Origin of the sequence: Spirosoma sp. KCTC 42546, assembly GCF_006965485.1 — a bacterium.
Taxonomy (GTDB): domain Bacteria; phylum Bacteroidota; class Bacteroidia; order Cytophagales; family Spirosomataceae; genus Spirosoma.
On record NZ_CP041360.1, the window covers coordinates 399,075 to 414,449 of the forward strand.

The window sequence follows — 15,375 nt, forward strand, 5'->3', positions numbered from 1 at the left end:
AACATCAAACTTCAAACGGCAAACCTTATTTTTTAGACGAAGATTTACCAGCTTTCCGGCGAACTTGCTCACCAATAAAGCGGATACCTTTGCCTTTGTAAGGCTCAACTTTGCGGAGCGAACGGATTTTAGCCGCTACATCACCTAGAAGTTGTTTGTCTGAACCTTCCAGATATACTTTCGGGTTCTGACCTTTTTCTGTAACAGCCGTTACCTTAATTTCTTCTGGAACTGCCAGGTACACATTGTGTGAGTAGCCAAGTTGCAATTCAAGAACATTATTGGCGACCGATGCTTTGTAACCTACCCCAATAACTTCGAGGTTAAGTTTAAAGCCTTCACTTACGCCTTGTACCATGTTGCTAACCAGCGAACGATACAGACCGTGCAGTGCTTTATGGCGTTTCTGCTCCGTTGGACGGGATACTTGGATATGACCGTCTTCGATTGCCACCGAAATGTCCGGGTCAACCGTTTGGTACAGGGTGCCTTTAGGCCCTTTTACCGTTACGACGTTTTGGTCGTCGACAGACAACGTTACGTTGCTGGGTAGGGCGATGGGTTTCTTACCTATGCGTGACATCGTTCAGTTCGGATTAATATACGTAACACAATACCTCTCCACCAACGTTCAGCGTCTTGGCTTCTTTATCGGTCATCACGCCCTTAGAGGTCGAGATGATAGCAACACCCAGGCCATTTAAAATACGTGGCAGGTTATCGGCTCCCCGATACTGACGTAAGCCTGGCCGGCTGATCCGTTGCAGGTCAACGATCGCATTTTGCTTCGTTGTTGGATTGTACTTCAGGGCTATTTTGATGATGCCCTGAGGAGTGCTATCGTCGAACTTATAGTTCTGGATGAACCCTTTGTCGTACAAAACTTTGGTAATTTCTTTTTTTATGTTGGAAGCAGGTATTTCCACAACCCGGTGCTTGGCCCGGATGGCATTTCTAACGCGGGTTAGAAAGTCTGCTATTGGATCTGTATTCATTCTTAGCGTTGCGTTACTTGCAAACCTCTGTTTTTGAGAAAGTTCGCAAAATTACGGAAACTGAATTACAAAGAGAAATGGAATCTGGAATTACCAGCTTGCTTTTGTTACACCTGGAATTTTACCCGCCGATGCCATTTCCCGGAAGGTTACCCGCGAAATACCAAATTTGCGCATATAGCCCCGTGGACGACCGGTTAGTTTGCAACGATTGTGCAGACGAACGGGCGATGCGTTTTTAGGGAGCTTATCCAGACCGATGTAATCACCGGCAGCTTTCAGAGCGGCCCGTTTCGTAGCATATTTGGCAACTAACGCTTCGCGTTTCCGTTCCCGTGCTTTGATTGATTCTTTTGCCATTGTTTTAGCCTTTGTGTCGGTTATTATTTACCACTCTTAGCAAACGGCATACCCATTGCTTTCAGCAGCTCGTAGCTTTCAGTATCCGTGTTGGCAGATGTCACAAACGTGATATCCATCCCCGAAATACGGGCTACTTTGTCGATGCTGATCTCTGGGAAGATAATCTGCTCCTGCACGCCGAACGTGTAGTTACCACGACCGTCGAACCCTTTGTCGCTAATGCCTTTGAAGTCACGAACGCGGGGCAACGAAACCGTTGTCAGGCGATCCATAAATTCATACATTTTCTCACCACGTAGTGTCACTTTCGCACCGATGGGCATTTTCTCCCGCAGTTTGAAGTTAGATACAGCCTTTTTCGACATAGTCGCAACGGCTTTCTGACCCGTGATGGTCGTTAGTTCTTCGACGCCTACATCAACCAACTTCTTGTCGGCGACAGCGGCTCCGATACCTTTATTGATGACAATTTTGCTCAGACGCGGCACTTGCATGATCGACTTATACTGGAACTTGTCTTTCAATTGAGGTACGACCTCATTTAAATATTTTTCTTTCAGTCTTGGCGTTGCCATTTTCTTAGACCTGCTTAAGGTTATTTACGAACATCTGGGATGAAGTTGCCCGTCTTCTTAGAGAAGCGTTGCAGCTTGCCCTTGTCGTTCAACTTACGACCCGTGCGGGTAGGTTCGCCGGTGGCGGGATCAACTAATTTCAGGTTACTGATGTGGATTGATCCTTCCGTTTTTTCCAGGCTTCCCTGCGGGTTAGAAGCCGTTGGCTTCAAGTGCTTGGTAATCATAGCCACACCCTCAACACGGGCACGATCTTTCTCTACAATTACTTCTTTCACTACTCCGCGCTGCCCTTTCGAGTTTCCACCAATCACAACGACCGTATCGCCCGTCTTGATGTGGAATTTGTGTGTCGGTAGCGTTATTTTCTTCTCCATTGCTTACAATACCTCTGGGGCTAACGATACGATTTTCATAAACTGCTTCTCGCGCAATTCGCGGGCTACAGGACCGAAAATCCGAGTGCCACGCGGCTCATCGTTGTTGTTGAGCAACACAGCTGCGTTGTCTTCGAAACGGATGTACGAACCATCTTTCCGGCGTACTTCCTTTTTTGTCCGAACAACCACGGCTTTCGAAACCGTACCTTTTTTCATACTGCTGGACGACAGGGCTTGCTTCACTGTCACGACAATCTTGTCACCGACCGATGCATACCGTTTGCCCGTACCGCCCAGGACTCGGATAACCAGCACTTCTTTTGCGCCACTGTTATCGGCTACTCCTAATCTTGATTCTTGCTGTACCATGGCTTACTTCGCTTTTTCGATGATTTCGACTAACCGCCAACGTTTATTTTTGCTCAATGGGCGGGTTTCCATAACACGAACTGTGTCGCCGATACCACACTCATTTTTCTCGTCATGAACCGTCAATTTTTTGGTCTTGTTCATGAACTTGCCATACATCGGGTGTTTCACTTTGCGATCAATCGCAACTGTAATGGTTTTCTGCATTTTATTGCTGGTCACCCGCCCGATACGCTCTTTACGTGCGTTACGCTCCGATGCCGATTTCGCTTCGCTCGTTGCTGGAGCGGCTGCTTTCGGCTGTTCTGTTGCTGCTGCCGCTGGGGTTGATACTTCCTCCTGCGGTGCTGGTGCTTGTTGCTCTTCCATCGTCGTGTCTTATTAGGCTTGCCGCGATTTAACTGTCAGTTCTGTATGCAGGCGAGCAATCCGTTTGCGGCTCTCGCGGATGCGCATGGGGTTCTCGATTGGAGATACGGCATGTGCAAACTTCAGTTTCAGCAGGCGATCCTGTTCCGCACCGATTTCAGTACGCAAGGCATCCGCCGACAATCCTTTCAAATCTTCTTTTTTCATCTTGTTCGTCGCTTAGGGATCTACTCTGCGCCTTGCTCCTGATAATCGCGCCGGACTACAAACTTCGTCCGAACGGGCAACTTCTGAGCCGCTAAGCGAAGGGCTTCCATACCCGTTGCTAAATCAACACCTGTTGTTTCGAACATAATCGTGCCGGGTTTCACTACGGCTACCCAATATTCGGGAGCACCTTTACCTTTACCCATCCGTACTTCAGCCGGCTTTTTAGTGATCGGCTTGTCTGGGAAAATACGAATCCAAACCTGGCCTTCACGTTTCATGGCCCGGGTTACGGAAATACGAGCGGCTTCAATCTGGCGGGCAGTGATCCGACCCGGCTCCAATGATTTAATCGCGAACGTACCGAAAGAAATCTCATGACCGCGCGATGCGATACCTGGAATCCTTCCTTTATGCTGTTTACGGAATTTAGTTCTTTTTGGCTGTAACATAGCTCTTTAATCAGTTTGCCGTTTGCAGTTTGACGTTTGTAGTTAATGTCAGGAAATCTTGTTGAACACCGAACTTCAAACCTCAAACGTCAAACTAACTTTTCAAGTTTATCGTCTTGGTCCACCTGGTCCACCACCACGGTTGCCACCTTGGCCACCGCCCCGGTTACCGCCCTGGCCGCCACCACGATTGGCACCTGGAGCGCCACCGCGATTGCCACCCTGACCTCCCCGATCGTTACCACCGCGGTCTCCACGACCACGACCACCACGGTCGTTGCCATCACGGTCGCCACGAGGGCCCCGACGATCGCCACGGTCGTTAGCAGATGCTGTACGTTCTCCGGCTTGTGCCTGGCTCATCATAGCTGATGGCGATAGATCGCGCTTGCCATAAACTTCACCTTTGAAAATCCACACTTTGATGCCGATTTTGCCGTAAACGGTTTGGGCTTCAGAGATAGCATAGTCGATGTCGGCACGGAGTGTATGAAGAGGCACGCGACCTTCTTTGTACTGCTCTGAGCGGGCAATTTCAGCACCACCTAAACGACCCGATACTTTTACTTTGATACCTTGTGCACCAACCCGGAGAGCGGACTGGATAGCCTGCTTCATAGCACGACGGAACGAAATACGAGCCTGTAACTGCTGAGCGATAGCTTCGCCAACCAATTTAGCATCGATTTCTGGCCGTTTGATTTCGAAGATATTGATCTGAACATCTTTGCCCGTGATCTTTTTCAGCTCTTCTTTGATCTTGTCGACCTCGCCACCGCCTTTACCGATTACAATACCCGGACGGGCTGTGTGAATCGTAAGGGTTACCCGCTTCAGGGTACGCTCGATAACTACCCGAGCAATGGCTCCTTTCGGAATACGGGCTGCTACGTATTTGCGGATTTTCTCGTCTTCAACAAGTTTATCTGCAAACTCTTTGCCGCCGTACCAGCTCGATTCCCAGCCCCGAACAATACCAAGTCGCAGGCCAATTGGATTTATTTTTTGTCCCATTTCCTAATTATTGTTCGTTTTCAGGGGTTTCTGCTGATTCCAGTACAGATTGCGCTGCGCTGTCAACTACAATAGTAATGTGGTTGGACCGTTTCCGAATCCGGTGACCACGACCTTGTGGAGCTGGACGCAGACGCTTCAGCATCGGACCTCCGTCAACAAAAATCGTTTTTACATACAGATCAGCGTCTTCTATGCGCTCATCTACATTTTTCTGTTGCCAGTTGGCAACGGCCGATAAAAGCACTTTCTGCAATACATCGGCACCAGCCTGTGGCTGATATTTTAATAGACCCAACGCCCGGCTAACGCGCTGACCACGAATCAGGTCGGCGATTAACCGCATCTTACGGGGCGACGTGGGCACATCTTTAAGTCTCGCTACTGCTTCCATTTTTTTTATGGCTCGGTGCTCGGTGCTCAGCGCTCGGTTTTTTACAATACCATGCTCCTTGCTCTCTGCCCCATGCTGGATTTATCGTTTGCCCTTGTCTTTCTTTGCGGTGTGTCCCCGGAAGTTACGCGTTGGTGAAAATTCACCGAGCTTGTGACCTACCATGTTCTCCGTTACATAAACCGGGATAAACTTGTTGCCGTTGTGAACAGCGAAGGTATGGCCTACGAAATCCGGCGAAATCATCGAACGACGCGACCAGGTTTTGATGACCGATTTCTTGCCCGAATCATTCTGGGTCTGAACCTTATTGTCCAGACGGAAATCAATATATGGGCCTTTTTTGAGTGAACGTGCCATTGTTATCTGTTACTTTTTGCGTCGGCTAATAATCATGCTTTCAGATGCCTTGTTCTTGTTGCGGGTCTTCTGACCTTTGGCGAACTGGCCATTGCGTGAACGTGGGTGACCACCGGATGCCCGGCCTTCACCACCACCCATTGGGTGATCGACAGGGTTCATGACAACGGCACGAACACGTGGGCGACGGCCTAACCAACGGCTACGGCCTGCTTTCCCTACGACAACGTTCATATGGTCGGGGTTTGATACCGAACCAACCGTTGCCATACCAGCACTTAATACCCGGCGGGTTTCGCCCGAAGGAAGACGCAGGATAGCGTACTTATCTTCACGACCAACCAATTGTGCGTAGGTACCAGCTGAGCGAGCCATTGCGCCACCTTTACCAGGTGTCAACTCGATATTGTGAACGATTGTACCGATTGGCATCAGAGCCAGTGGTAATGCGTTACCAACATCTGGTGTCGACCCTTCGCCTGACTGAATCGTCTGACCGACAACAATGCCTTGAGGGGCGATGATGTAGCGTTTCTCACCGTCAACGTATTGCACCAGAGCGATGCGTGCCGTGCGGTTTGGATCGTATTCTACAGTCAAAACTTCGGCAGGTTGGCCGACTTTGTCGCGCTTGAAATCAATAATACGGTATTTCCGCTTATGACCTCCTCCAATGTAGCGCATAGTGCGGTGACCTTCGTTATTGCGGCCGCCGGTTCTCTTGATGGGCTCCAGCAGACTTTTCTCTGGCTTGGAGGCTGTTATTTCCGCAAAGTCGGGTGCCACGCGAAAACGTGTACTCGGCGTTATTGGTCTTAGTTTTTTAACTCCCATGACTGATTAATTGGTAGAGCAAGGCTCGGTTTACAGGTCAGCGTAGATATCAATTACTTCGCCTTCTGCCACCGTAACAATTGCTTTCTTAGTGGTTGGGGTCTTGCCCGATACAACACGTCCGTTGATGTTCTTGCTGCGTTTTTTTCCGTAAACCCGGAAAGTATTGACAGCCTCAACGTTTACGCCGTACATTTTCTCGATGGCTTTGCCGATCTCGAGTTTGTTGGCTTTTAGTTCAACCTCAAAAGCATACTTCCCTTGCTTGTTAAGGCCCGTCATTTTTTCAGTGACGATTGGTCGTTTCAGTACGCTCATGATTATTTTTCGAACAACGTTTGGATGGTTGACAGCGCTTCTTCGCTGATGAGCAGTTGATCGGCATTCATCAGATCGTAGGTATTCACCTGCGAAGCTGTGGTCACCTTCGCTTTCTGCACGTTCCGGCTCGACAATACAACATTTGTATTTACGTCGGGCAGAATGAGCAGCGTTTTACGACCCGTTAGGTTCAGATCATTCAGGAATTGAATGTAATCTTTGGTGCGGGGAGCTTCCAGCGTGATGCTGTCGATAACTGAAATCTTCTCAGCTTTTGCTTTTACAGCGTAAGCCGACTGGCGAGCCAGTGATTTCACTTTTTTGTTCAGTTTGAAGCTATAATCCCGGGGGCGAGGTCCGAAAATTGTACCACCACCCACGAATACGGGTGATTTGGCACTACCAGCGCGAGCACCGCCCGTACCTTTTTGCTTCTTCAGTTTGCGAGTCGAGTGTGCATTTTCAGCGCGCTCTTTCACTTTGTGCGTTCCCTGACGTTGATTAGCCAGGTATTGTTTCACGTCGAGGTAAATCGCGTGTTGGTTCGGTTCAATTCCGAAAACCTCCTCCGGAAGGGTGACCTTTTTGCCTGTGTCTACGCCCTTGCTGTTATATACGATTACTTCCATGGCCTATTTCTCAATAATAACGTATGAATTTTTGGCTCCGGGAATCGAACCGCTAACAACGAGCAGGTTTTGCTCAGGCAGAACACGCAATACGCGCAGGTTTTGCACCTTTACGCGGTTACCGCCCATCCGGCCAGCCATACGAAGACCTTTGAACACGCGCGATGGGAACGAACAGGCACCGATCGAACCTGGGTGACGACCCCGGTTATGCTGACCGTGCGTTTGACCGCCAACCCCAGCGAATCCATGACGTTTCACAACGCCCTGGAAACCACGACCTTTTGCTGTTCCAACTACGTCAACGAAGTCAGCTTCTGCAAATACGTCGGCTACCGTGAGGGTTTCACCTAAATTCAGCTCTTTCTCGAATTCTTTGAATTCAACCAGTTTGCGCTTAGGTGTGGTGCCAGCTTTTTTGAAGTGGCCCAACTCAGGCTTGTTACTGTGCTTTTCTTTTTTGTCGCCATAACCCAGCTGCACAGCTGTGTAGCCATCTTTCTCGACGCTACGAACTTGGGTTACAACACAGGGACCCGTCTCAATCACTGTACATGCCAGAGCCTGCCCGTCCGCATTGTACACGCTGGTCATCCCGATTTTCTTGCCAATTAAACCAGACATTTGTGTTTGTTTAAAGTAAGCAGGTAAAAAATAGGTACTCATTTTCCGTATCGGACCTTCCGAATCGGGCCGCAAAATTAGACAAATATTTGAATGAATCCTATATCTGCTTAACAATCAGCCAAAAAACAACATAAAAAAAGGTCGGGTGCGCTGCACCTGACCTTCAGAGGCATACAAAGCCATGCAATGCAAGGATTGTTTGCCAAAAAGTCAGATGTGGTTTCCTTGCGGACCTTCACCCTCGTATGTCGTTAGACTCGATGTTCCGAGTTTGGGACTGCAAAAGTAGAGAATAATTAGCAGAAATGGAAAATTTATTTTAAAGAAAGTTTTGTGGAGATGTTGATGTGTGTTTCGGAAAGCCTTGGGCAATAAATTGTTTGGTCGCTTTGGGACTAAACAATTATGATATGTTTATGATTTTCCACAAACATGCCGTCGCTAACGCGACTAAGCTAGCTCATTTCTATAGCCTGAATAATGAGCGACGTTGCTCGTTCGGTCGCGTAGCGACCTAATGTTTGTAGCAAAATCATCACCGCGCACTTCTAGTCGCGTAGCGACGGAATGATGACTTATTCTATCTGATTGAATATGTATCGCTCGTCATAAGGCACATTGAATTTGTTTAAAAACGCCGTATATCCTTCTAGGAACGTTCGCTTTCTATGATGTTCTTTCTGGTTGCTAATGTATTGGACGACTTCATCAATTTGAGAGTGGCTATAAGAGAAAGCTCCATAGCCCGTTTGCCATTCGAAATGCCCTTTTACTAATCGCTTGTCATTAATCCATTTCGATGAATCACCTTTTAAATCCTGCATCAAGTCAGAAATGGATTGTTTGGGATTAATGCCAATAAAAGCGTGGATATGATCGGGCATTCCGTTAATGGAAAGGAGCTTATGCCCTTGATTCTGAATAATGCCAGTCATGTAGCGGTATAAATCTTCTTTCCAGGCTGATTGAATAAGTCCGTAGCGGTGTTTGACCGCAAAAACGGTGTGTAAGTAGATTTGGGTGTAGGTGTTTGGCATACGGATTAGACGGTGATTTATTGGTTTGGTCGCTATGCGACCAGAAAAAAGGGTAGCCGATTCATGTGCTACAAACATTTAGTCGCTATGCGACTTTGGGACGAATTAACGCTTGAAATGAAGGATTTTTAAAATTGCCCTATACAGTAGGTTTACCCATTTTCTTCATTTAACTAGTATTATCGCAAAACGCTCGAATTCTTTACCGTTCATGTCTCAATCTGTAACTCGTCGTCAAACGCTGGCAGCCCTGACTGCCTCTGTAGGCGCAACCCTCTCGACTAATTCGCTGCAAGCCATGCCTGCGCCAACCGCTCAGTCTCCTTTTACGATTTGCCTGAACATGAGTACGATTCGAGGGCATAAGCTTGGATTTGTTAAGGAACTGGAAGCTGCTTCCAAGGCGGGATTTCGGTCCGTCGAAATATGGATTGAGACACTACAGACCTATCTTAAAAACGGTGGAACGACGGCTGAAGCCCGAAAGGTCCTGGCAGATAACGGTATAAAAGTTGAAAATGCGATTGGTTTTGCGCCCTGGATCATTGACGATGAAGCGGCTCGCGCCAAAGGGCTCGCTCAATTGAAGAGTGAGATGGAAATGCTGGCCGAAGTAGGATGCAAACGAGTGGCAACTCCGCCAATTGGGGCGCAGTCGCCAGGTAGTCCTAAAGTTGATTTATATAAAGCGGCCGAACGATATCGTGCGATTCTGGAAATAGGCGATAAAACGGGTGTTGTTCCTCAATTGGAGCTATGGGGTTTTTCGCCTAATCTAAGCCGGTTGAGTGAGGTTATGTTCGTGGCAATTGAGAGTGGTCACCCCTCTGCCAGGGTGTTGCTGGATATTTATCACCTCTACAAAGGTGGTTCAGGTAATACGATGCTTCCGCTGGTGGGAAAATCGGCTATTGAAGTATTCCACGTGAATGACTATACGGCCAATTTCACCCGTGAAAAAATAGTTGATGCGGATCGTGTATTTCCGGGTGATGGTGTTGCGCCTATTCGGGAGACATTGAAACTCATTAAACGAACTGATCAACCTATCGTTGTCTCGCTGGAGGTTTTCAATAAAGACTATTATGCACAGGATGCGCTGACTGTCACAAAAACGGCAATGGCGAAGATGAAAGCTATGGTGGCTGGGCTTTAATAAGCCCAGGCCATTAGGCCACCATCTGCCGCAATAGTTTGTCCACTGACATAGCCAGAGGCAGGCATACATAAAAACGACACTACAGAAGCTACTTCTTCCGGCTCGCCGACGCGGTTCATGGGTGTGCGTTTCAGAATGCCAGCTAGTTTTTCTGGATTAGTGAGTACAGGTGTTGCCAGGGGTGTTTTTATGTACCAGGGTGCAACCGCATTTACCCGAATGCCATCAGGGGCCCACTCAACAGCCAGATTGCGGGTTAGCTGGAGCATGGCCGCTTTAGTCATACCATATAATGATCCGCTACTGGTATGGGCTAAACCCGATACGGATGAGACCATCACAAGTTTGCCGCCCTTGCTGGATGCCTTAAGCAATAGATAGGCCGCCTGACTCATTTCGTAGGCCGACCGCAAGTTGGTATTCAGTATGTAGTCGTACTCGGCAGGGCTATACTCAGCTGTAGGCTTACGGATATTCGTTCCGGCGTTGTTGATCAGAATATCCAAATGCCCCCACTTTTTCTGGACAATCTCCATAATTTGAACTGCGGTGCCCGGCTGGCTCACATCGGCGGCTAGGCCATCAACTGTGTGGCCTTGTTGCTGGTAATCAGTCAACTGTTGTTGAAGCAACTCATTATCTCGTGCGATAATAAAAACAGATGCGCCGAGGTCCAGAAATTGCCGAACAATGGCTTCGCCAATTCCTTTGGTTCCGCCCGTTACAAGAGCACGTTGGCCACTGAGCGACCAGAGTGATGGGGTCATATAGATTTGTAGTTCTAGGTTGGGCTATAAAACTACAAATCATGCGTTATAAACCATAACGTTCACTCGCCTTGCGGTTGGGCACGGGCTCCCATCGTTCCTGTTGTAGGAAATACATGACTACGGCTATTGTGACGGCTCCAACACCAACTATCCAGACCATTCCCCACGGACTCCAATAGGACCAGGTTCGCTGGCTGATCAAATGCAGTAAGGCCACCATCATAAGGCCAAGCCCTAAGGCTCCGAAAAGTGCATATACTAACGTTTTCTGATAGGATTGTCGCAATGAATAGGCTCCGTATGATTTATTGCGAAACTGAAATAGAATATCATCTAAACTGGCTTCTGCAAGCTGGGCATCTGAAAAGGCTAACTCTCGCTGATAGAGTTTACGAAGTTTTTGAACCGAGTCGGCATTGGCATCCATCAGGGTTTTTTCGAGGGCTGACTCAAACGGGAGGCCGATCCACAGATAGTGTTCAATTTCGCACACAAGATGGTCGAGAAGTTCAGTAAGCAGTTCGTCAGAGAGACCACTTTGGAGCAGGTACTTGTGGATATGGTCTATTTGTTGGGGAGTTAGCTTTTCCATAAACGTACAGGATTAAGTTAATTGCCAAAAGCCAGATTCGGAGGTGTTTGAAATAACTGCTGCATGTAGTCGACAAATCGCTCAAATTCAGAGATCTTCTGAATGGCCATTTGTGTGCCGCTGTCTGTTAAGGAGTAATATTTACGTAGGCGGCCGTCCACCTCAATGGACTCGTTTATCAATAAGCCTTCCTGCTCCAGCTTATGAAGAACTGGATAGAGCGCCCCGAAGGTCAGCGTCAGCTCACCATGAGTACGCTCTTTAACGGCCTGTGTAATCTGGTAACCGTACATTTTATCTTGTTCGGAGAGCAGTTTTAATACAATTGTCTTCAACGTTCCCCGTAAAAACTCACTACTGACTGGTTCCATAAATGCCAAAGGCTTATCGCCCAATTTTGTAGTACGAATATATGTAAGAAAATTAAATATGCAAGCAACTCGAATTTTATTTTTTTAATCCGTTTCATCGAGTAGAAAGCAACACAGAGAGTTTATGACGTGTCTGTTAACCAACTACCATTGCATCATTTTTGGCAATACCCTATTTCGCCAGTAATTTTAGATTTCCCATTTAAAACTCTACTCATGAACAAACGAATCGGGCTGCTGGTCGGGTTAACGTTTGCGGCTGGCATTGGGCTGGCGCAGAATAAACCCAAGCCGGAAGACGTGCAGACGTTTACGCTCAAAAATGGCATGAAATTCATGGTCCTCGAAGACCATTCGATCCCTAATGCCAATTTCTACTCATTCTGGAAAGTCGGTTCGCGTAATGAAGTCCACGGTATCACGGGACTCTCTCATTTCTTTGAGCACATGATGTTCAATGGCGCAAAAAAATACGGGCCTAAGCAGTTTGACCGTGTTATGGAAGCCAACGGGGGGTCGAACAATGCCTACACCACCGAAAATACAACAGTGTACACAGACTGGTTTCAGAGCGGAGCCCTCGAAACAATTTTTGACCTCGAAGGCGATCGTATCCGGGATTTGGCCATTGATCCCAAAATGGTTGAAAGCGAACGAGGGGTTGTCTTATCGGAGCGGAGTACTGGTCTGGAAAACAGTAATTATCGGGTTATTAACGAATTGGTGCAATCCGTAGCTTTTGTGGAGCATCCATACATGTTCCCGGTGATTGGCTTTGAATCGGATATCAAAAAATGGACGCAGGCAGATCTGGAAAAATATTTCAAGACCTATTATTCGCCCAATAATGCGGTAGCCGTTGTGGTTGGCGACGTAACAGCAGCTCAGGTGAAGAAACTAGCCGAACAGTACCTCGAATCGATTCCAGCCCAGAAACTACCGGATAGCTTACGCACAGTCGAGCCTCCCCAAAACGGAGAACGGCGTGCAACGACCTATAAAGATGTGGCGACACCCAATATTCTGCTGGCTTATCATACCCCCGCCACGCGCCACCCCGATTACTATGCCCTCGATCTGCTTAGTGGCGTATTGAGTTCGGGAAATTCGTCGCGTTTAGTGAAGTCATTGGTGCTGGACTCGACTGTTGCATCGCGGGTGTTCACTAATATGGATCAGTCGTTCGATCCAAGTTTGTTTTCGATCTATGCCATTGCCGCCAGTAGTATTTCGGCGGAGCAGTTAGAACGGTCGGTACTTCATCAGATTGATAAGGTAATTAATGAGGGAATTACGGATGTAGAACTGCAAAAGCTGAAGAATCAGAAATTGATGGAGTTTTATCGTACCATGGAAACCATCAATGGGAAGGCAAATTCGCTGGGCACATATGAACTGTTTTTCGGCGACTATAAAAAACTATACGAAGCGCCCGCCCTGTATGAAAAAGTAACTAAAGAAGACGTACAGCGGGTAGCTAAAACGTATCTGACAGCCCGCAATCGAACTGTTGGGTATCTACTGCCAGAGCCTAAGAACAACCCTGCTAAAAACAATTAATTATAAACAGCTAACCCAAACCTATAAGCTGGGCCGCCGTTGCGGTTGTTTAAGCCTTATAGGTTTCGCTATATGAAATCTATACTTACCCTTATCACCGCTCTACTTATCGTGAGCGCGTCGTTGGCACAAACCTTCAAGGTGCCGCCCTATCAGAAATTTAAGCTTAAGAATGGCCTGACGGTTTATTTGATGGAGCAGCATGAAGTGCCGCTGATCAATATTTCGGCGGTATTCGATGCAGGTGCTGTGCAGGATGGAACCCGCTATGGCGTAGCCAATATGACGGCTGAAGCTCTCTTATTTGGGAGCTCGAAATACACGAAAGCCCAATTGGAAGAAAAGACTGAATATGTTGGGGCCAGCGTCGATACTTATGCAGGAAAAGAAGTTGCTAAACTAACGGCCTCTTTTGCCGTAAAAGATCAGGATTTACTGTTCGATATTATCCAGGATGTTATTACCAAGCCAACCTTCGATCAGGCTGAATTCGATAAATATAAACAACGGCAACTGCTTCAGTTAACGCAACAGAAAGAAAGCCCGCGTGGAGTGATTAACTCCTATTTCAATCGGTTTGTGTACGAGGGGCACCCCTATGCCAATCCACTCACAGGTACACCAAGCTCAGTGTCGGCCGTATCGGCATCCGATGCCCGGCAGTTCTACCAGAAAAACTACACCACCGACCGGGCTGCGATCGCTATCGTGGGCGATTTTACGACGGCGGAAATGAAAAAACGGATCACCGACTTGTTTGGAAACTGGAAAACGGCAGCCGCAACATCACCTGCCCTGACAGAGCCAACGTTCTCATTCGATAAGAATCGGGTTTTATTAGTGAACAAGGATGATGCCCGTGAAACAACCTTTTTGATTGGGGGTAAAGGCATCACGCAGAGTAATCCAGATTTTATTCCAGTAACCGTTGTTAATACAATTTTGGGTGGACGATTTACCTCCTGGCTGAACGATGCTTTGCGCGTAAATTCAGGTCTGACCTATGGTGCAGGCAGCCGTTTCGGTACGTATCGTAAGAGCGGTACTTTTGCCATTTCGACATTTACTAAAGTCAGTACCACCACGCAGGCCATTGATATGGCGTTGCAGGTGCTTGATAGCCTGCATAAAACGGGCATCGACGAAAAGACGCTCGCATCGGCTAAAAACTACGTTAAAGCAGACTTTCCACCGAAATACGAATCCGCTAGTGAGCTATCAAATCTGCTGACGGATATGTTCAGCCTGGGCTTTGATGAATCGTTTATCAATAACTTTCAGAAGAATGTTGATGGGTTAACCGTGGCTAAAACGCGCCAGATCATTGATCAATATTTCCCGAAAAATAACCTCCAATTCGTGTTGGTCGGTAAGGCTGAAACTATTCGGGATAAAGTGAAAAAATACGGAACCGTTACCGAGAAAGAAATAAAAGCCGACGGGTTTTAAACGTACTTGAACACAGAGGAGCGGAGTACACTGAGAGGGTTTGCCTGACAGATTTCTTTTTGTACTCTGTGTCTCTGTGTTTAAATTCCCCTACCTTTGCCCTGAGTTTTTGGTGCCTTATGTCGCTTCATAGCGACTTTCAAGGCTTAAAAGGGAAGTTGGTGCAACGCCAACACTGTCCCCGCAACTGTAAGTCTTATTGAATGTATAATTTATAATGTAGAGTGAATAATGGTGTTACAGCCATTTTACATTGATCATTATTCATTGTCCATTAAAAATCGGTTCATTCTTCGTAGCCACTGTGCTGATTATCAGTATGGGAAGGCCAGAGCCGACGAGACGAGTCAGGAGACCTGCCAAAGACCATCCGTTGTTCTGGTGTTCGGAGGAAACGCCCCAACCGCGTGCTGTTGACGCACAATTTGTTCAGAAGTTATAGTGGTAAAACAAGCCCTTCATTGGTGGGTACTGATTCTGGTTACTGGCCTGTTAATAGGTCATACCGGTTTCGCACAAACGGATTCCTCTAGGGTCACGTCTAGGAA

The 15,375-nt window shown here is 47.4% G+C and carries 23 protein-coding genes and 1 riboswitch; of the genes, 3 read left to right on the forward strand and 20 right to left on the reverse strand.

The window, feature by feature from the left end:
• Positions 1–25: 25 nt before the first annotated feature.
• The 17 genes from rplF to tnpA form a co-directional block, all read right to left on the reverse strand.
• Entirely contained in the window at positions 26–583 is a 558-nt protein-coding gene (gene rplF, locus EXU85_RS01735; protein ID WP_142770422.1) for a 50S ribosomal protein L6, read from the reverse strand.
• Positions 584–596: 13 nt separating this feature from the next.
• A complete protein-coding gene (rpsH, locus tag EXU85_RS01740; RefSeq protein ID WP_142770423.1) occupies positions 597–995 on the reverse strand; it encodes a 30S ribosomal protein S8 in 399 nt (132 codons plus the stop codon).
• A gap of 90 nt (positions 996–1,085) precedes the next feature.
• A complete protein-coding gene (gene rpsN / locus EXU85_RS01745) occupies positions 1,086–1,355 on the reverse strand; it encodes a 30S ribosomal protein S14 (RefSeq protein ID WP_106137346.1) in 270 nt (89 codons plus the stop codon).
• Between the two features lie 23 nt (positions 1,356–1,378).
• Complete coding sequence (rplE, locus tag EXU85_RS01750) at positions 1,379–1,933, reverse strand: 50S ribosomal protein L5 (RefSeq protein WP_142770424.1); 555 nt, start codon at positions 1,931–1,933, stop codon at positions 1,379–1,381.
• A gap of 20 nt (positions 1,934–1,953) precedes the next feature.
• Positions 1,954–2,310: a 50S ribosomal protein L24 gene (gene rplX, locus EXU85_RS01755; RefSeq protein WP_111346588.1), complete on the reverse strand. Its 357-nt coding sequence runs from the start codon at positions 2,308–2,310 to the stop codon at positions 1,954–1,956.
• 3 nt (positions 2,311–2,313) lie between these two features.
• Positions 2,314–2,682: a 50S ribosomal protein L14 gene (rplN, locus tag EXU85_RS01760; protein WP_018618706.1), complete on the reverse strand. Its 369-nt coding sequence runs from the start codon at positions 2,680–2,682 to the stop codon at positions 2,314–2,316.
• Between the two features lie 3 nt (positions 2,683–2,685).
• Positions 2,686–3,051, reverse strand: a complete 366-nt coding sequence (gene rpsQ, locus EXU85_RS36060; RefSeq protein WP_142770425.1) for a 30S ribosomal protein S17 — start codon at positions 3,049–3,051, stop codon at positions 2,686–2,688.
• A 12-nt stretch (positions 3,052–3,063) separates the two neighbouring features.
• Positions 3,064–3,258: a 50S ribosomal protein L29 gene (rpmC, locus tag EXU85_RS01770; protein WP_111346592.1), complete on the reverse strand. Its 195-nt coding sequence runs from the start codon at positions 3,256–3,258 to the stop codon at positions 3,064–3,066.
• A gap of 20 nt (positions 3,259–3,278) precedes the next feature.
• Complete coding sequence (gene rplP / locus EXU85_RS01775; protein WP_142770426.1) at positions 3,279–3,710, reverse strand: 50S ribosomal protein L16; 432 nt, start codon at positions 3,708–3,710, stop codon at positions 3,279–3,281.
• 108 nt (positions 3,711–3,818) lie between these two features.
• A complete protein-coding gene (gene rpsC / locus EXU85_RS01780; RefSeq protein WP_142770427.1) occupies positions 3,819–4,724 on the reverse strand; it encodes a 30S ribosomal protein S3 in 906 nt (301 codons plus the stop codon).
• Positions 4,725–4,731: 7 nt separating this feature from the next.
• Positions 4,732–5,118, reverse strand: a complete 387-nt coding sequence (gene rplV / locus EXU85_RS01785; protein ID WP_142770428.1) for a 50S ribosomal protein L22 — start codon at positions 5,116–5,118, stop codon at positions 4,732–4,734.
• A gap of 81 nt (positions 5,119–5,199) precedes the next feature.
• A complete protein-coding gene (rpsS, locus tag EXU85_RS01790; protein ID WP_018618700.1) occupies positions 5,200–5,478 on the reverse strand; it encodes a 30S ribosomal protein S19 in 279 nt (92 codons plus the stop codon).
• A 9-nt stretch (positions 5,479–5,487) separates the two neighbouring features.
• Complete coding sequence (gene rplB, locus EXU85_RS01795; protein WP_142770429.1) at positions 5,488–6,312, reverse strand: 50S ribosomal protein L2; 825 nt, start codon at positions 6,310–6,312, stop codon at positions 5,488–5,490.
• A 30-nt stretch (positions 6,313–6,342) separates the two neighbouring features.
• Positions 6,343–6,630, reverse strand: a complete 288-nt coding sequence (gene rplW, locus EXU85_RS01800) for a 50S ribosomal protein L23 (RefSeq protein WP_012930240.1) — start codon at positions 6,628–6,630, stop codon at positions 6,343–6,345.
• Between the two features lie 2 nt (positions 6,631–6,632).
• Positions 6,633–7,262 (reverse strand): 50S ribosomal protein L4, encoded by a 630-nt coding sequence (gene rplD / locus EXU85_RS01805; RefSeq protein WP_142770430.1) that lies wholly within the window; start codon positions 7,260–7,262, stop codon positions 6,633–6,635.
• 3 nt (positions 7,263–7,265) lie between these two features.
• The gene (rplC, locus tag EXU85_RS01810) at positions 7,266–7,886 is read right to left on the reverse strand and encodes a 50S ribosomal protein L3 (RefSeq protein ID WP_142770431.1); all 621 of its coding nucleotides are present in this window, start codon (positions 7,884–7,886) and stop codon (positions 7,266–7,268) included.
• A 578-nt stretch (positions 7,887–8,464) separates the two neighbouring features.
• Positions 8,465–8,926: an IS200/IS605 family transposase gene (gene tnpA, locus EXU85_RS01815; protein ID WP_142770432.1), complete on the reverse strand. Its 462-nt coding sequence runs from the start codon at positions 8,924–8,926 to the stop codon at positions 8,465–8,467.
• A gap of 211 nt (positions 8,927–9,137) precedes the next feature.
• Between tnpA and EXU85_RS01820 the strand changes: the two genes are divergently transcribed.
• Positions 9,138–10,082, forward strand: coding sequence for a sugar phosphate isomerase/epimerase (locus tag EXU85_RS01820; RefSeq protein ID WP_142770433.1), 945 nt, complete (start codon positions 9,138–9,140; stop codon positions 10,080–10,082).
• Here the strand turns inward: EXU85_RS01820 and EXU85_RS01825 are convergent.
• From EXU85_RS01825 to EXU85_RS01835, 3 genes are read right to left on the reverse strand one after another with little or no spacing between them, the layout of a single operon-like run.
• On the reverse strand, positions 10,079–10,852 hold the full coding sequence (locus EXU85_RS01825; RefSeq protein ID WP_142770434.1) for an SDR family oxidoreductase: 774 nt from the start codon (positions 10,850–10,852) through the stop codon (positions 10,079–10,081). The two genes, EXU85_RS01820 and EXU85_RS01825, sit on opposite strands and share 4 nt — an antisense overlap.
• A 46-nt stretch (positions 10,853–10,898) precedes the next feature.
• On the reverse strand, positions 10,899–11,447 hold the full coding sequence (locus EXU85_RS01830) for a hypothetical protein (RefSeq protein ID WP_142770435.1): 549 nt from the start codon (positions 11,445–11,447) through the stop codon (positions 10,899–10,901).
• 17 nt (positions 11,448–11,464) lie between these two features.
• Complete coding sequence (locus tag EXU85_RS01835; protein WP_142770436.1) at positions 11,465–11,818, reverse strand: PadR family transcriptional regulator; 354 nt, start codon at positions 11,816–11,818, stop codon at positions 11,465–11,467.
• Between the two features lie 216 nt (positions 11,819–12,034).
• Here EXU85_RS01835 and EXU85_RS01840 point away from each other — a divergent pair, with 216 nt between their 5' ends.
• Complete coding sequence (locus tag EXU85_RS01840) at positions 12,035–13,378, forward strand: pitrilysin family protein (RefSeq protein WP_142770437.1); 1,344 nt, start codon at positions 12,035–12,037, stop codon at positions 13,376–13,378.
• A 72-nt stretch (positions 13,379–13,450) separates the two neighbouring features.
• Entirely contained in the window at positions 13,451–14,827 is a 1,377-nt protein-coding gene (locus EXU85_RS01845) for a pitrilysin family protein (RefSeq protein ID WP_142770438.1), read from the forward strand.
• 93 nt (positions 14,828–14,920) lie between these two features.
• Positions 14,921–15,206, forward strand: a riboswitch (cobalamin riboswitch).
• The last annotated feature ends 169 nt before the right edge of the window (positions 15,207–15,375 follow it).

Bases quoted from the DNA above. Each gene is read 5' to 3' on its own strand.
- rplF (WP_142770422.1), bottom strand. From the start codon at position 583: ATGTCACGCATAGGTAAGAAACCCATCGCCCTACCCAGCAACGTAACG.
- rpsH (WP_142770423.1), bottom strand. From the start codon at position 995: ATGAATACAGATCCAATAGCAGACTTTCTAACCCGCGTTAGAAATGCC.
- rpsN (WP_106137346.1), bottom strand. From the start codon at position 1,355: ATGGCAAAAGAATCAATCAAAGCACGGGAACGGAAACGCGAAGCGTTA.
- rplE (WP_142770424.1), bottom strand. From the start codon at position 1,933: ATGGCAACGCCAAGACTGAAAGAAAAATATTTAAATGAGGTCGTACCT.
- rplX (WP_111346588.1), bottom strand. From the start codon at position 2,310: ATGGAGAAGAAAATAACGCTACCGACACACAAATTCCACATCAAGACG.
- rplN (WP_018618706.1), bottom strand. From the start codon at position 2,682: ATGGTACAGCAAGAATCAAGATTAGGAGTAGCCGATAACAGTGGCGCA.
- rpsQ (WP_142770425.1), bottom strand. From the start codon at position 3,051: ATGGAAGAGCAACAAGCACCAGCACCGCAGGAGGAAGTATCAACCCCA.
- rpmC (WP_111346592.1), bottom strand. From the start codon at position 3,258: ATGAAAAAAGAAGATTTGAAAGGATTGTCGGCGGATGCCTTGCGTACT.
- rplP (WP_142770426.1), bottom strand. From the start codon at position 3,710: ATGTTACAGCCAAAAAGAACTAAATTCCGTAAACAGCATAAAGGAAGG.
- rpsC (WP_142770427.1), bottom strand. From the start codon at position 4,724: ATGGGACAAAAAATAAATCCAATTGGCCTGCGACTTGGTATTGTTCGG.
- rplV (WP_142770428.1), bottom strand. From the start codon at position 5,118: ATGGAAGCAGTAGCGAGACTTAAAGATGTGCCCACGTCGCCCCGTAAG.
- rpsS (WP_018618700.1), bottom strand. From the start codon at position 5,478: ATGGCACGTTCACTCAAAAAAGGCCCATATATTGATTTCCGTCTGGAC.
- rplB (WP_142770429.1), bottom strand. From the start codon at position 6,312: ATGGGAGTTAAAAAACTAAGACCAATAACGCCGAGTACACGTTTTCGC.
- rplW (WP_012930240.1), bottom strand. From the start codon at position 6,630: ATGAGCGTACTGAAACGACCAATCGTCACTGAAAAAATGACGGGCCTT.
- rplD (WP_142770430.1), bottom strand. From the start codon at position 7,262: ATGGAAGTAATCGTATATAACAGCAAGGGCGTAGACACAGGCAAAAAG.
- rplC (WP_142770431.1), bottom strand. From the start codon at position 7,886: ATGTCTGGTTTAATTGGCAAGAAAATCGGGATGACCAGCGTGTACAAT.
- tnpA (WP_142770432.1), bottom strand. From the start codon at position 8,926: ATGCCAAACACCTACACCCAAATCTACTTACACACCGTTTTTGCGGTC.
- EXU85_RS01820 (WP_142770433.1), top strand. From the start codon at position 9,138: ATGTCTCAATCTGTAACTCGTCGTCAAACGCTGGCAGCCCTGACTGCC.
- EXU85_RS01825 (WP_142770434.1), bottom strand. From the start codon at position 10,852: ATGACCCCATCACTCTGGTCGCTCAGTGGCCAACGTGCTCTTGTAACG.
- EXU85_RS01830 (WP_142770435.1), bottom strand. From the start codon at position 11,447: ATGGAAAAGCTAACTCCCCAACAAATAGACCATATCCACAAGTACCTG.
- EXU85_RS01835 (WP_142770436.1), bottom strand. From the start codon at position 11,818: ATGGAACCAGTCAGTAGTGAGTTTTTACGGGGAACGTTGAAGACAATT.
- EXU85_RS01840 (WP_142770437.1), top strand. From the start codon at position 12,035: ATGAACAAACGAATCGGGCTGCTGGTCGGGTTAACGTTTGCGGCTGGC.
- EXU85_RS01845 (WP_142770438.1), top strand. From the start codon at position 13,451: ATGAAATCTATACTTACCCTTATCACCGCTCTACTTATCGTGAGCGCG.